9 protein-coding genes are annotated in these 15,266 nt (G+C 39.3%); 2 read left to right on the top strand and 7 right to left on the bottom strand.

What is annotated here, in order from left to right; all coding sequences use genetic code 11:
- Window positions 1-5: 5 nt before the first annotated feature.
- From IAG46_RS06335 to IAG46_RS06305, 7 genes are all read right to left on the bottom strand, one after another.
- Window positions 6-1,487: an alpha-L-fucosidase gene (locus tag IAG46_RS06335; RefSeq protein WP_190809460.1), complete on the bottom strand. Its 1,482-nt coding sequence runs from the start codon at window positions 1,485-1,487 to the stop codon at window positions 6-8.
- 4 nt (window positions 1,488-1,491) lie between these two features.
- Window positions 1,492-2,325, bottom strand: a complete 834-nt coding sequence (locus IAG46_RS06330; RefSeq protein ID WP_190809459.1) for a fumarylacetoacetate hydrolase family protein — start codon at window positions 2,323-2,325, stop codon at window positions 1,492-1,494.
- 79 nt (window positions 2,326-2,404) lie between these two features.
- The gene (fucP, locus tag IAG46_RS06325) at window positions 2,405-3,736 is read right to left on the bottom strand and encodes an L-fucose:H+ symporter permease (RefSeq protein ID WP_190809458.1); all 1,332 of its coding nucleotides are present in this window, start codon (window positions 3,734-3,736) and stop codon (window positions 2,405-2,407) included.
- Window positions 3,737-3,998: 262 nt separating this feature from the next.
- Entirely contained in the window at window positions 3,999-5,183 is a 1,185-nt protein-coding gene (locus IAG46_RS06320) for a cellulase family glycosylhydrolase (protein WP_223826594.1), read from the bottom strand.
- Window positions 5,184-5,196: 13 nt separating this feature from the next.
- Window positions 5,197-6,030: a glycoside hydrolase family 16 protein gene (locus IAG46_RS06315; RefSeq protein ID WP_190809457.1), complete on the bottom strand. Its 834-nt coding sequence runs from the start codon at window positions 6,028-6,030 to the stop codon at window positions 5,197-5,199.
- Between the two features lie 12 nt (window positions 6,031-6,042).
- Window positions 6,043-8,142, bottom strand: a complete 2,100-nt coding sequence (locus IAG46_RS06310) for a glycoside hydrolase family 20 zincin-like fold domain-containing protein (RefSeq protein ID WP_190809456.1) — start codon at window positions 8,140-8,142, stop codon at window positions 6,043-6,045.
- Window positions 8,143-8,264: 122 nt separating this feature from the next.
- Complete coding sequence (locus IAG46_RS06305; protein WP_190809455.1) at window positions 8,265-11,087, bottom strand: hypothetical protein; 2,823 nt, start codon at window positions 11,085-11,087, stop codon at window positions 8,265-8,267.
- A 604-nt stretch (window positions 11,088-11,691) separates the two neighbouring features.
- On the opposite strand from IAG46_RS06305, the gene IAG46_RS06300 reads away from it, so the two are divergent.
- On the top strand, window positions 11,692-12,480 hold the full coding sequence (locus IAG46_RS06300) for a hypothetical protein (RefSeq protein WP_190809454.1): 789 nt from the start codon (window positions 11,692-11,694) through the stop codon (window positions 12,478-12,480).
- Entirely contained in the window at window positions 12,470-15,265 is a 2,796-nt protein-coding gene (locus IAG46_RS06295; RefSeq protein WP_190809453.1) for a TonB-dependent receptor, read from the top strand. The genes IAG46_RS06300 and IAG46_RS06295 overlap by 11 nt, the downstream gene beginning before the upstream one ends.
- Window position 15,266: the final 1 nt, after the last annotated feature.

The raw sequence follows: 15,266 nt of genomic DNA, 5'->3' as shown, positions 1-15,266 counted from the left end.
CAAAGCTACTTAACTTCTGAAATTTTGAAACTCCAAGCATGTTGACATGGCAATTCATCATAAGTCAAATTCGGAACTTGAACCACGATATTGCCGTCCTTATATTCATAAAATAACTGTCCTTCATGCCCCAAAAGCTCAATTTGGGTCTTATTCGAAGGCTTTACACCTTTAATGACAAGTTGATTTGTTGGGAACTTAGGAGTGATGGCATAGAGGTTTTTGCCCTTGCTGGTAAAAAATATCTCTTTAACCGCTTTTCCTGGTTGGGGATCTACGGTTTGTTTTAAGATGTAGTCACCTCCCAGATAATGGGTGTTTTTGTCCAATTTTCTATCCCCGGCAGACCATTGTATCGGATTTTTCCATTTACGGGTACCGTAGATGGCCTCTCCATTGACCTTGAGCCAGGCACCCATTTCCAATAATCGTTGTTGCATGATAGGAGGGATGCTGCCCCTTCCATCTGGCCCAATATCCAATAGTAGGTTTCCACCGTTGCTCACAATATCGATAAGCATCAACAATAGTGTTCTGGTACTGTTGTAATCGGAGGCATCTTCATTTTGATTATAGCCAAATGAAAAGCCCATGCCACGACATTCTTCCCATGGTTTGTCAAAGGTTTTTCCAGCTTCATATTCCGTAGTATAATACCCCCCATGTTTTTGACGGATGCCTTTTCCCCAGCGATCATTGATAACCACCTTGTCCTTGACACTGGATTCGTTAAACAACCATGCCATAAGCTCAGGGGTTTTCCATTTTTCATATTCCATGTCCCATTCTCCATCTCCCCAAAGCAAATCGGGTTGGTATTTTTCCACAAGATCTTTGAACTGTGGATGGAAATGTTCTTTGACAAAACGTTCCTTGTCATTTTGCCACCACGGATGGTACCATTCGTAAAGTGAGTAATAGAAGCCCATTTTTACGCTGGTCTTTTTTACCGCATTTGAAAGTTCCCCGGCCAAATCACGTTGGGCACCGGTTTCCATACTATTCCATGCAAATCCCCTGTCATTGGCCTGTTCATTGGGCCAAAGGGTAAACCCATCATGGTGCTTAGATGTAAGCACGACATATTTTGCGCCTGATTCTTCAAAAAGTTGCGCCCATTCTTCCGGATTATAAAGGTCCGCAGTGAATTTATCGGCAAACTCGTAATAATCGAAATGGTCACCATAGGTTTTCTTATGGAATTGATATACCTCGTCACCTTTAAAATCCCCATTGCCAAAAAGTGCTTTGCTCTGCATCCAATATTGGTACCATTCGGAATAGGTTCCCTTCGGAGACCAAGCTGGAACTGAATAGGGTCCCCAATGAATAAAAATTCCGAATTTGGCATTTTCAAACCAATCGGCTACGGGTCGCTTGTCCAAAGATTCCCAATTAGCTTCATATTGTTGGGCATTAGCAAGATTTCCTCCAACCATCAATGCAATCGCAATCAATATCCTTTTAATGTTCAGTATATTCTTCATAATGTTAGTTTTTGTAGGCAACATGGTTTACCAAGGTTCCGATATGGTCTATTGTAATTTTTATTTCATCATTGGGTTGAAGGGTGAAATCGTCCGGAGGAACCAGACCCGTTCCGGTCATCAGGTAACATCCATTTGGAAAATTACATTCCCTAAAAAGAAACCCTACCAATTCTTTATGGTTTCTTTTCATATTACTGATGGGGACTTTCCCATAAAACATCTGATCATTTCCCCTTCGAATTTCCAATGTAATACTAGTGCTTTGGTCAATTGGACGTTCTGGAACAAACACACATGGGCCCAACCCAGCACAGCGCTCATATGTTTTAGCTTGAGGAAGGTACAAGGGATTTTCTCCTTCTATGCTGCGAGAGCTCATATCGTTCCCTATGGTATACCCTTCAATGGTTCCTTCTGAACTGATCCAAAGTGTCAGTTCCGGTTCGGGAACATCCCATTTGGAATCTTTTCTGATATTGACCAAGTCGTGGGTTCCCACTGTACGATTTGCCATTGCTTTAAAAAAAAGTTCTGGTCTTTCTGCATCGTAAACTTTGTCATAAAAAGTGTCACCTCCGGCCTTTTTGGATTCTTCCATTCTGGCTTCACGGCTTCTCATATACGTGACCCCGGAAGCCCATATTTCTTGATCAGCGATAGGCGCAACAATGGTTGAGGCATCAAAGGCAATTGGTTCTTGACCCTTAACTTCTGAAGATAGCGCACTATGAAGATTAGTGCGATTCATCAATGCATTCCAGTCTTGGGTTTTTGTTTTATAATAGCGTCCTTTTTTTTCTATTATAATGCCGTTCTTGGTTTTGTAAACTTTCATGGATATAGCCAAATATTCGCTGTTACAGAACAGTTGAATGATTGAAATTAGGGATGTAATCTTTTTAAATGTTCACCTCTTAGGCGTTGAGCTCAATTTTTTTTGACCTTTTTAAGGTGTTATAGCCATAAAGCAATGTAACCACAAAGCATGACATGGGCAGTACAAAAGAGAAGTTCACCTCTGGTGTGCCCAAAATCCTTACATCGTTATAGCCTGATCCACCAATATCCAAGATCATACCTTGTAATATTGGCATAAAGGCGCCACCAACAATGGCCATTATTAAGAATGCCGAACCTGTTTTGGCATCATCACCAAGACCATTTAGCGCTATTCCATAAATAGTGGGGAACATGAGTGACATGCAAAATGAAACCATGACCAAACTGTATAATCCGGGCATTCCCTGTAAGAAAATCGTGCCCAAGCAAAATACGATGGCCATTGAAGATAATATAAGCATTAGTTTTCCTGAATTGATAAACTTCAATAGGTAAGTAAAAATGAACCTAGCCAAAAGGAAAATACCTAGTGCGGCATAAGCATAATTTACAGCATCTCGATTGTTTATACCTATATTTTCTGCATATTGATAAATGTAGGTCCAACACATAATTTGTGCACCTACATAAAAGGTTTGAGCGATAACTCCACCAGTGAAATGTGCCCTTTTGAAAATTCTTTTAATGGAAGCCCACATATCGACAGAATTGTTCGATTTTTTCGTTTCCGGCATTTTGACCAAAGCGATGATAACCCCCATCAACAGAACAAAAAGTCCTAACCCTACATATGGATCTCGGATTACGGCCAGGTCAGAAGTTTTTACTACAGCCTTGGCAGATTCGGACAGCGTTTCATAGATGCCATTGCCGTTGGCATCTACATCATCGGATTGCAATGCGCCAAGAATAAAGGTCTGGGCAACAAAAAGTCCCGATAAAGCACCAATGGGATTAAACGCTTGGGCCAGATTCAATCGCCTTGTTGCGGTTTCTTCTGATCCCATTGACATTATGAAAGGGTTGGCCGTAGTTTCCAGAAATGCTAATCCAAAAGTTAAAATGTACAATGCCATAAGAAAGAAAAAGTAGTTTTCTTTGGCCGCCGCAGGATAAAATAGCAAAGCTCCGCCTGCGTATAATGCCAACCCTACCAAAATGCCCGTCTTGTATGAAAATCTTTTTACAATATAAGCTGCGGGTAGCGCCATGGTAAAATAGCCCCCATAGAATGCCGCCTGCACCCATGAAGCCTGTGTATTGTTCAATTCTAGGATTTTTTTAAAGGCAGATACCATTGGATTGGTGATATCATTGGCAAAACCCCATAATGCAAAAAGAGATGTTATTAGAATAAAAGGAAGAAGTATTTTTCGTTGTACAACTGTAGCATTGTCACTTTCCATATTGGTATTTTAATTTAGTTCCTGTTGCCTTTTCCAATTTATAGGATGTTATGGAATATGCACATTAAACAAATCTATTGGTTATCGCTGGATATCACCATTACTATAATGACATCAATTGATACTTTTTTTGCTGTAAAATGAATCAATCGCTGAAAATTGGAAATCAGAAACAAGTTTTTGTGCCTTAAAACGAAAATCAATCAAAAATAACAACACTTTTTAAATGACAAATTTGTTGCAATTTCGCTCGCTTTCCGTTTTACTTTTGACGGATAATCGACTTTATAAATTGCGCCTCAGCCTTGGAAAAAGGCTCACCATCTTCTCTAAAGATATCATGGAACCAGATTTCTGGTTCATTGGCAAAAGGATGTTCCCAACTACTCCACGGATAAATAGTATTGCTTTTACCATTGACCAACCCCCAGTTATAGGCTGCAACCTTATGTTTTTTGAAAATAGGAAGGATGGTTTCGAAAGTAGACCCTGCGGTACGCGCCATATATTCAGTACATAGCAGTGGACGACCAGATGCAGAGAGCATTTCTACTATTTTTTCAGTGTTTTCAGGTCCGTAATATGAATGGAAATTGATCACGTCGGAGTTCTCATAGCAAAATTCGTCGATGGCATCCAATTTTGTCAAGTCCAAATTTCCAGCTCTCCAAACATCCGAGCAAATAGGTTGACTAGGATTGATTTCTCGTGCCCATTCAAAAACTTTTCTGAGGAGAACCAACGAATAGTCCATTTTGGCCTCAAGTTCAATTTCACCATAACTTGCTTGATTTGGGTTCGCAGGTTCGTTGTACAAATCCCAAATAAGAACGCGGGAATCCTCGGCATAACGCTCTATGGTTTCTTGTACATAGTTTTTTAAACTGGCCTCGTGTGGGGCCAGGTCCTTTAATATTGTAATACCGGGACTTTGCACCCACCCAGAATTGTGAACACCCTTTGTTGGCTCAGGTTGTAGGCCTGACTCGGGGTAGGGATGCCATACATCATCAAAAAAAATGAGCATGACCCGTATGTTATGCTTTTCGCATATATCCAAAAAGTCATCAACTCTATTGTAAAAGCCAACTTTGTCCTCTTTCCATGGGAGATAATGCAGAAATACACGTAGCGTATTAAAACCCAAATTCTCGGCCCACTCCAACTCTTTATCTATCAGTTCCGGGGAGAAGGTGTCTTTTTGCCACATTTCCAACTGATTTATGGCGTTGGAAGGTACAAAATTGCAACCTACAAGCCAATCGAGTTGATTATACCATGCATTGGCACGTTCAACACTCCATTTGCCGGTTGGTCTTGATTCCGTGGTGACAATGGTTTCATCTTTCGTACTATTGTTTTTTCTTTTTTCATTACAGGATAAAACCAACAATGCAAGTATTAGGATTGAAGTGCCGATTCGAATGTATGTTGATATCATGTTCATTGTCTGTACTGGTTTATTGATATACTTTCACCCAATCAATAATCATATTGACTGGAAGTTGTTCAAGATCCACGTCGCCGACCCACGAACCTCCAAGTTGTTGATCAATCAAAATATAAAAGGGTTGATCAAAAGGCCATTGCGATGGATCTACGCCTTCAACCTTGGGATAGGTAAAAGTGGGCTTTCCGTTTAAGGTGTAAACCAATTTATCTGGATACCATTCCAAACCAAAGGTGTTAAATTCGTCGGCATTGAATGGGGTAGTGGTATAATAAGGCGGATTTTCTTTTTGTTTCAGCTCTAATGTATAATAGGAATGGGTGGTTTGATAGAAGACATTTTCAAAATTGAGATGTTCCATTATATCAATCTCGCCGTTTCTAGGGTATGCGCCATGTTTGTTTAGTTCAGAGAGCATCCACATGGCAGGCCAAGCTCCTTGTGCCGATTCCAGTTTGGCCCGAATCTCAATTTTACCATATTGAAAAGCAAATTTACCCTTAGTAAATATGCCTCCGGTGAGGTAGGTTCTTTGGTCCGTTAACGTATCGATGTTTTGAATCCCGATCAAATGGAGTTTCCCATCCTTCCAATCAAAGCATCTCGAATCCAAGTCGGTCATTTGATCGTTCCAATCTGCTTTTCCCTGCGGGATTTTGGTCCATTTGGTATCGTCTAGGTCGCGGGAGTTAAAATGATCTTCCCATACCACTTTCCACAGTTTGTTATGACGATGTGGCTTTTGTATATAGATTTTAGCTTTGTCGTTGTTAAGTTGATAAGGTTTACACCCAAAACAGAGCAACACCATACAGCATAATGCAAAAGGGAGGTTTTTTTTCATTTATATATGGATTTAATCTTTAATATCCGAGAGAGTGACCTTTTCTATTATGTTTTTCTCCAATTTTTGCAAGAACAAAATCTCGGCATAAAATTGCCAGTCAAAAGATAAAGATTGATTGGCTAAATGCACGTGGTGATCTTGATCTAAGATATAATTATCTGGTTTGGTAAGGATTCGGGTTTTACCATAAGTTGACTCCATTTCTTTTCGAAGTGCCCCAAATTGCGCTTTTAGTTCAGATAATCTTTCCAAAGCTTTTTTCCGCTCTAGGTTGTCAGTGGTTTGATCATAGTCATTTAATTGCAGCAAGGCTTGGTTGCTAAACCGAACCAAATTGTTCACTTGCTCATAGATTTCCAGATTATAGGTGTTTCGTTTGGCAAGATTTTTCATTTCTCCAATTTTGGATGCAATGGTATCAGTTGTTTTAATTGTTTCTTTGGCTATTTTGATCCTATCAGCATATTTTTCCGACCATTTTCCAGGATTATTTGCAACAGGCATTTCAATAACCAATTTTTCCATTGCTTCAGGTTTGCTCATCAAATAGTTACGGCTGTTTCCTTCCAATAATATATTTTTCCATTGGGCCACGGGACTTTCCAAAAGATCGATAAACCCAAATTGTTCGTTTGAAAGTGAGTCGGAAAACTCCCTATGTCTATAAGCTGATTTCACCTCTCCTTTTGTGCGCTTATCTCCAGACCAAGTGTACTCGGAAAAAGCCAGTATACCCCTCATGTAAAGTTCAAAGTGGGGAGAGTCGTCATCCCAAAGCGTCAACAGAAGGCCATTCAATCCACTTTCAATAGATGATAGTGCAAAGGATTTAATATTATCAATATTGCTTTCCCTTTGCGGCATTAATACCCATCTTGTTTGCCCTGCGGTTGCTCCCATTACTTGGAAACCGTGGTCACTGAACCAATCCATGGCCTTGCTATTGCCATAAGTTTCTGGGGAATGATAATTCCATCGCATGTAAATGCAATTTTTTGGAAATTGGTCTAAAAATTCAACCAGTTTGTGTTCATTTTCCTCCCAGATTTTGTCAACTTCTTCGTTAGTGATTTCAGTGTCGAACATTGGACCATAAACTTCGGCATGCTTTAAGGGCATGTCGTCCCAAAAAATGGGAATACGATTGTGGTCCTCGGCAAATTGGCAAACTTTGTTCAACCATTGTAATTGAAGTTCAAGGGAAGATTTCCCACTGCCTCGACCTGTTGTATGCACCTCATCGCCACCAATGTGCAGGTATTTGCCATTCGGAGTTGCCTCTATTGCCTCCTCATAGAGGTCGAACTGTACTCTATAGGTTTCTGGATCCAACGGATTATATGCCCAATCAATTTCTGGGTCATCGCGAAGGTGTTTGTATTCTTCGTGCTTAAGCACAAAAGAGGAATGGCCCAACCCTTGCATAAGTGGGCTAATCTCTATATTTCGGTTTTTGGCATATTCTGAGAGTTTTTGCCATTCTCCTTTACTTAACGCATCTGCCGAAGCAACTTTTGGATGGCGTTCAAATTGGATTTTATCCTCTACTTCTGCAATAATTGCATTGATTTTGTAACTGGCCAGTTTATCAATGAGTTGATAGTAATATTCGGTTTGTTCCAAATGATGTTTAATATCCAAATGAATGGAGCGGTATGCAAGGAGGGGAAAATCTTTAATACTACAAATAGGTAAATGCACATCTTGATCTTTGGCGTCTATTGCTAGTTGTTCCAAAGTTTTGAAGGCATAGAACAGCCCGGCCTTATCCTTTCCGGTTAAGATGATCTGATCTTCCTGAACTTTTAGGAAGTATCCCTCTGCTGGCAGATCCAGCTTTTCATCTATCCAAAAGATTATTTGCGCATCAGACTTTTTATCTGTCTGGTTAAGTTCTCCAAAGGCATCGCCCAAAACAGGCAGACTGTCATTACTTTCAGAATAAAACAGTTTTAACTCGTCGATTTTTAAATCGCTAATTCCTGAAATTTCAAATTCTTGTGGGGAGGGGAGAAGTTTGAAATCACCTAACTTTTTTTCTTCTTGAAATCCACATGCATTAATAATGAATATCAAAAGAAGGTAAATAATCTTGGTTGGAGTTTTCATTGGTATTGGTTATTTGTGATCATTGTGCATTTTGTCCAAGATATGAAAAAGTATCCTGTAAATGTGTACGATAACATAATTTGATCTAAATGTTTGTTGATAATGTTGATATTCAGTCTTATTTACTTGAATACTGCCCAGGTATAACTATTAGGCTGAATCGTAATTTCCAACAAAATGGAATAATCTCGCTCCAAGGAATAGCTTTCTACCCCTTTCTCCTCTATCTGTACTGCAACACTATCGGAAAGTCCGGTATAATACAACGGAACTTTAATGGTCTTTGTGATTTTGGTATTGGTGGGATTGTAGACCATCAACATTCCTTTTTCTTCTCCCTGCGGATTTACACTCAGCCAATAATCTATATCCCGGCCATCGGCCCTTCGAAGATGAATAATATCACCTTCAAGTACCTCCCGGTGTTTTTTAAACCAATTGACCACTCGTGAAACCATGGATTTGGTTTCTTCGGAATCATATAGCCTTGGTCCTCGATAACATGCTTGTACCCCACCGCCAAGATTGCTTACCATCATCATTTCATAATGTGAAAGATGTTCTTTTAGAGGTTCAATGGTGGCGGCAGCACCTCCTCCGTGATATTCGGTTAGGGGCACAAACATCCATCCCATGGAAGGTGTTTTTTGCCATGCTCCATCATAAATATTTTGTCTAGTATGGATGACTTGTTGGTTTCGGGGTAGACTCCAGTTTACTTCTCGGTATCCCATTCCGCATTTGTTACCCCCGGTCATATAATAATAGTCTGGAATATTGAGATAAATTCCATTTGCCCTGCACCATTGATAGAATTGTGAAATGGTTTCGTACTGTTCCCATCGGGAATCGTTTAACCCTTTGTGTCCTGGATGATCTTTTGAAGCACAGACATCACCTGGATAAGAACCGTCATGTTCAAGTAAGGAAAAACCTGTTTTCCTATAGAAATTATACAGTTTTTTAAAATAATCCTGTCCCCAGTGACTTTCAATGCAGGGTGAGTTGCCAAAGGTTGGGCGCTGTCCCGGAGGCATTTCCACATCATGTCCACCACCTATTCTGCGCGAGGCGAGGAGGGAGTAGCCGCCAATTTCAACACCTTTACTTTTGGCGTAATCGGAATACTTTTTCATTTTGGATAGATATTCCTGACTGTCGTCTTCGATATTGAACCCACTTCCAAAAGTTAGAATGACCATTTCAAATCCCGCTTCGGCTGCCTGGTCAATTGCAGTTTTTACTCGTTCCCAATCGGCAAATCTGGCATGCATCATCAGAGGGTTCTCGGTGGTCCATGGTGCCAGGGTGCGATACATTCTTCGCAATGCCATACCATTTCTTTCCCTATCATAACTGTCGTTTGGCATAACAAAGGTTCTGAAGGTCTTAAAGGTTTCACCGGGAGCAATAGTTTTGGCAGGGCCAATTTCCGGTCCTACATTAAGTAAGCATGGAGTGACTCGTAGGTAATTGACCTGAGTTTGATAATCCGGATCGGGCAACCAACGTACAGCATGGTGGTTGGCGTCTTCAACATTAAAACTTGAAAAGGCATAATCGGTTTCCACATGAATGTTGGGACTGGGTACGTTGAATTTACGGGTTTCCACTGCCGCTCCGTATTCCACAGCCGCAATAATCTCACTGATAAATTTATCCACGGTGATATCTTCATCACTGTTGTTTTTGATGGTGAGCCATTTGGCCATAACGGGAATTCCATCATAAAGTTCATAATGAACAGACAGGGTTATTGCGTCTTTCTTGAATCCTGCTTTGCTGTTTTGCGAAAGACTTCCATATTCAGTATAATTGATGACCTGCATTCTGATTAGCTCTCCCTGCTGGGTTTTATGGTCAATTCCCTCTCCCTGCGCATTGGTTTTTCCAATGCGCACATGGGAAGGCATGATATCAAAAGAACTGAGTTTTTCGATTGTCAACCAATCACCATCTTCCGGTTTTGCCTCACAAAATACGTTCTGGTCAGTGATTCTATAACGAAGCTTCCAAGGTTTGGTAAGATCTAATGCCTGGCGTCCACCAGCAGCTTTGTTTTCATTTTGACCATCCCAAAGCCCAAACATGGCGACTCCATCGTCGTAATTATTGCCACCTGGACGCAGATAAAATTTCATTGTTTTGTTGGGCCATACCAAGGTGATTCCTGGGCCATATTCCTTGCTCTTATCCGTTCCAACATTAAAAGTGGCTTCAATAATATTTGTATTAGCGGCCAATTTTTTTTCTACATACACCGCCGTATTGGCTGGAGTGAATATTTCTCCAATTTTACCTTCATTTTGAAAAGACGAACGTTCGTGAGCTTCAGAATATGTGGTTTTCCAAAGATTGTCGAGGGAATTAAAGTCGGTATAATATAAAGTATTCCTCCCGTATGAACTTGGAAGCAGAGCTTGGCCGGTAATTAGGTTTTGAGGCTCCGGCATTTGGTAATCCATTCGCAAATGTTTGCCTTTGGGAGGCCAGTTGGAGCCTTTGGTATAGTTCCGAACTCGTTTCCATTGAAAAGGCGCTTGAGGTTCACTAACTTCATACCCCGTATATTGCATGGAAGCAGGATTTACGGTCATTTTATCTAACCATTCAGGTTTAAGAAATGCATAATTGGGCTGTCCTTTTAAGCCTCCTACTTCGTAGTTTACCCCATTGAACTTAACAATGGCTTCAGGTTTAACTCCTCGAAGGAGTGATTCACCTGTTACTAAATTATCCAACCTCACCGTTGCTGCATTTGGGGCTATTCGGAAAACTCTTCTGATAAGTCCATTGGACATTTCAAGTGTTTTGTCCGTTTGTTTCATTTCTGTGGTATAGGATGAGCCATCTATTAGCCAATCCGTCTGCGCCAAAGCAGTCTGTAAGTTGAAATAGCACATGACTATTACTAGCGAAATGGAAAAATGTTTCGTGATTTTCATAAGGTGTTGACTGAGGACTTTGCTAATCGATTTTTGATAGAATTATTTTATGCAGAAATTATACATCTTAAGATTTTTGAAGAACCTTAGCAATGTGATAATAATAGATTTCAGCAGACAACCTCTTTACAAATGGATTCAAAGCCATTTCAATCCATTGAATACGATTGAAATGACTTTTGTAAATTTTGAATCCACCCTCTTGCTTGGTAGTTTGGTTATTATTGGTTCAAACCAACTTCTAAAAGAAGGGTTGGTTATTTAGGTGAAACTAATTTAGGTCAGTGGGCGTTAAGTATCTACAAAAACTTAAACCGACCCTGATACTTTTTTTGCTAAAAGTAGACTTGTATTGTGATTTGTGGTCTAATTCTGATGTTTGAGTCCGCAGTATCTGCTTCTTTATATAAGTTTTGAAGGGGAAATTGCTTCTGATTTTATAAAGCTACTGGTTATTTATCCCTATAGTTTTGTGCTTGTTTCGTCTTTTGGCATTTAAATTTTTATAACTATTTAGATTTGTTAGTGAAGGAGATAAGAACTACATTTATCTCTACCTTTCTTACTTGATTTCGAAGCTGGCTATGCTTTTACCCTTTTTATAATGAAGAGTTACATAAAAACATCTTCAGCGTTATTCGTCGATGAAAACCTTAAGTTTTCATGGCTGTATTTTTGTTTTGCGCTGTTGGTGTTCCAATCCATTGACGCCCAACATTTACAAAAAAATGTGTTCGTTCACAATTGGTTTGACAATATCACTGGAGTAGAAAGTTCAGAATTGCATTACGGGCAAGTTTATCTGGAAAAACATCGCTCAAAAAGTACTCAAACCAAGTTTTTTATTTCCCCAGAATTTAGACAGGGTGTGGTTTATTTCAACAACCAACCATATTTCAACCTCAATTTAAAATATGACGTTTACGAAGATAACCTCATCGTTCAAGTTAAAAACAGGTTAGGTGGAAAACCACTGATTTTACGAAAAGAGCATATAGATAGTTTTGTCATAGAAAACCATACATTCAAGAATATTACTCCAAGGAGCGCTGAAAGTGAAGTTTCACCGGGGTTCTATGAAATTTACCGAACAACTCCTTTTTTTAGTGTTTTAAAAAAACATCATAAAAGGTTGCTAAATAATCTGGGTAATTCCATAAGCTATGATGAGTTTAAAGATTTAGAACCCGGGTTTGTGCTTGAATATAAAAATGAACTTTTCATCCTTAAAAAAACAAAGGACATTGGATTAATATTTCCTGAATATTCAGATGACCTGAAAATGGTTATCGATCAATCCTTGAAAGGCGCAAAATTGATTGACGATACCTCCATAGACACCTTGATCGACTTCCTTCATGAACAGTTAAGCCATACCAAGGATGAAGAATAGGGGTATATTTTTTTGGGGGAATCTGGGTTTGGTCTTTATGTTATGCCAATGGTCATGGGCACAGACAACCAAGCAGAACATAACTATTAGTTATGAAAATAAAACCAGAAAAGAGGTGCTCTTGCAGATTGAGGAAGAATCTGGTTATGAGTTCTATTATGATGAACAAGGGCTGGGGGCGGAGTTGATATCCGGTGATTTCCGTAGTACCCCGGTTACTAAAATATTAACCGAGATATTTAAAAATACTGTAATCAATTTTCATGTGCTCGATACACAAACAATTATACTGACCTCCAATGTGGTGATTCAGGATAAGTTGCCTCAAAGTTTTGGTTTTCTTGATCGCGAAAACGAAAAAAAATCAGATTCATTATCAATTTCTTCACTACCCATTGAAGAACCACCACCATTCTTGGAAGAAAAGGAGCAACAGGAAACAGAACTTGATATTGTTCGTATTGGAAGACAACGTAGGGGTGTTAAGCAAGATGAATATAAACTGAGCGGAATAGTAAAGAATGCCAATACGGGAGAACCCATCCCGAATCTAGCGATTGTGGTTGAACAATTATCATTGGGAACCGTAACCAACGCTAATGGATATTATGAAATTGAATTACCTCCGGGGATAAACATTATTCAAGCCCAGGCGATAGGTATTGAGACTTCGCGAAAAAAAATAATCATGTACAACGATGGTCGATTAGATTTCGATTTAACGGATAGTGCTGAACAGTTGGATGAAGTTGTTGTAGAGAGCAATCGAATCCAGAATGTGGAAAATGTAATTGCTGGAGTTGTCGAACTTGATGTAGCCGAAATAAAAACTATTCCGTTGGTACTTGGTGAAAGGGACATTCTTAAAACCGCAATTACGCTTCCTGGAATAACAAATGCAGGAGAAGGTTCCTCAGGGTACAACGTTAGGGGAGGGCGAACGGACCAAAACCTGTTTTTATTGGATAAAGCGGTCATCTATAATCCAAGTCATTTCTTTGGTATCTTTTCCGCTCTGAACCCTTTTGTCACAGGTAATGTAACCATTTACAAAGGAAATATTCCTTCGGAATACGGTGGTAGGCTGTCCTCGGTTTTTGATATTGGAACCAAAGAAGCAAACACTGAAAAATTCACTGGTGAGGCAGCAATAGGCCCTGTGACCAGCAACCTTAGTGTTGAAATACCCATTATAAAGAACAAATCGGGAATTTTAATCGGAGGACGTACAACGTATTCCAATTGGATTTTACGTTCATTGGATGATGAAGAATTAAAAAATAGTGAAGCCTCTTTTTTTGACATAATTGCCAAATACAACGACAAATTAAATGAAAACAATAGCCTTGAGGCTACTGCCTACCTCAGCCGTGATGCCTTTAGTATTACGTCTGACTCTATTTACAGTTATAAAAACAGACTTTTTGCTATAAAATGGAACCATCAGATAAATGAAAAGAACACCTTGGGCATATCCCTTTCCAATAGTCAATACGACTTTAACATTGAGTTTGATGGAGATGCAGATAAGAATTTCGATTTGGGGTATAGAATCAACGAAACGGAGCTGAAAGCCAAAGTTTTGAGCGTTTTTAATAACTCCCATAATATTAATTACGGTATTTCCGGAAAATTATACAATGTAGATCCAGGATATATGGACCCTTTGGGTTCGAGTTCCATAATAGAACCTTTGGAAATACAAAAGGAAAAGGGCCTGGAATCAGCGGTTTTTGTTTCAGACAATCTTAAGGTAAGTGAGAATCTCTCACTTGATATTGGGTTGAGGTATTCATTGTTTGCCGCCTTGGGAGAATCTTCGCAACCTATTTACGATGAAAATTTACCAAAAAGTGAGGGCACATTGCTGGAGGTTCGAGAATTTGGTGCCAATGAAATTATAAAAACCTATGGGGGGTTGGAAGGAAGGGTCTCAGGAAGATATTTCTTGTTGCCTGATTTTTCGGTTAAGGCCGGATACAACAACACCTATCAATATATACATACCCTTTCGAACAATACCACAGTTTCACCCACGGATACCTGGAAACTATCTGATTTGAATGTTGAACCACAAAGGGCTGAACAATTTTCACTCGGACTATTTAAGAATTTTGATGAAAGTAACTATGAGGTAAGTCTTGAGGGATATTATAAAAAATCGAAAAACCTTTTGGATTACAAGGTTGGTGCACAGTTGTTGTTGAATGAATCTATTGAGACAGAAGTATTACAGGGCGAGGGAAAAGCATATGGTGTAGAATTCTTGTTAAAAAAGAACGAAGGCAGGTTGAATGGATGGCTTGGATATACGTATTCAAGAACATTTACAAAGCTGGAAAGTCAATTCATTGAAGAACAAGTGAACAATGGAGAATATTTTCCTTCCAATTTTGATAAACCTCACGACTTTAGCTTGGTGACAAATTATAAGTTCACCAAGCGGTTTAGCCTATCTGCCAACTTTGTTTATCAGACTGGAAGACCCGTTACTTTCCCAATCGGGACATATTTTTTGGACGGAGCGGAGTTTCCTCTTTTTAGCGACAGAAACAAGTTCCGAATTCCCGACTTCTATCGATTGGATTTAAGTTTTAACATAGAAGGGAATCATAAAATCAAAAAATTTGCCCATAGCTTTTGGAACATATCCATTTATAACGTTTTGGGAAGAAATAACCCGTATTCGGTGTTTTTTATTACTGAAAATGGGAAGTTACAAGCCTATCAAAGTTCCATATTTTCAATTCCAATACCGACCATAACATATAATTTTAAGTTCTAAC

The sequence above is a fragment of the Flagellimonas sp. S3867 genome (assembly GCF_014698935.1).
In the GTDB taxonomy this organism is placed as follows: domain Bacteria; phylum Bacteroidota; class Bacteroidia; order Flavobacteriales; family Flavobacteriaceae; genus Flagellimonas.
The sequence above is the reverse complement of the archived record's forward strand: the minus strand, read 5'-3'. Positions and strand labels throughout refer to the sequence as shown.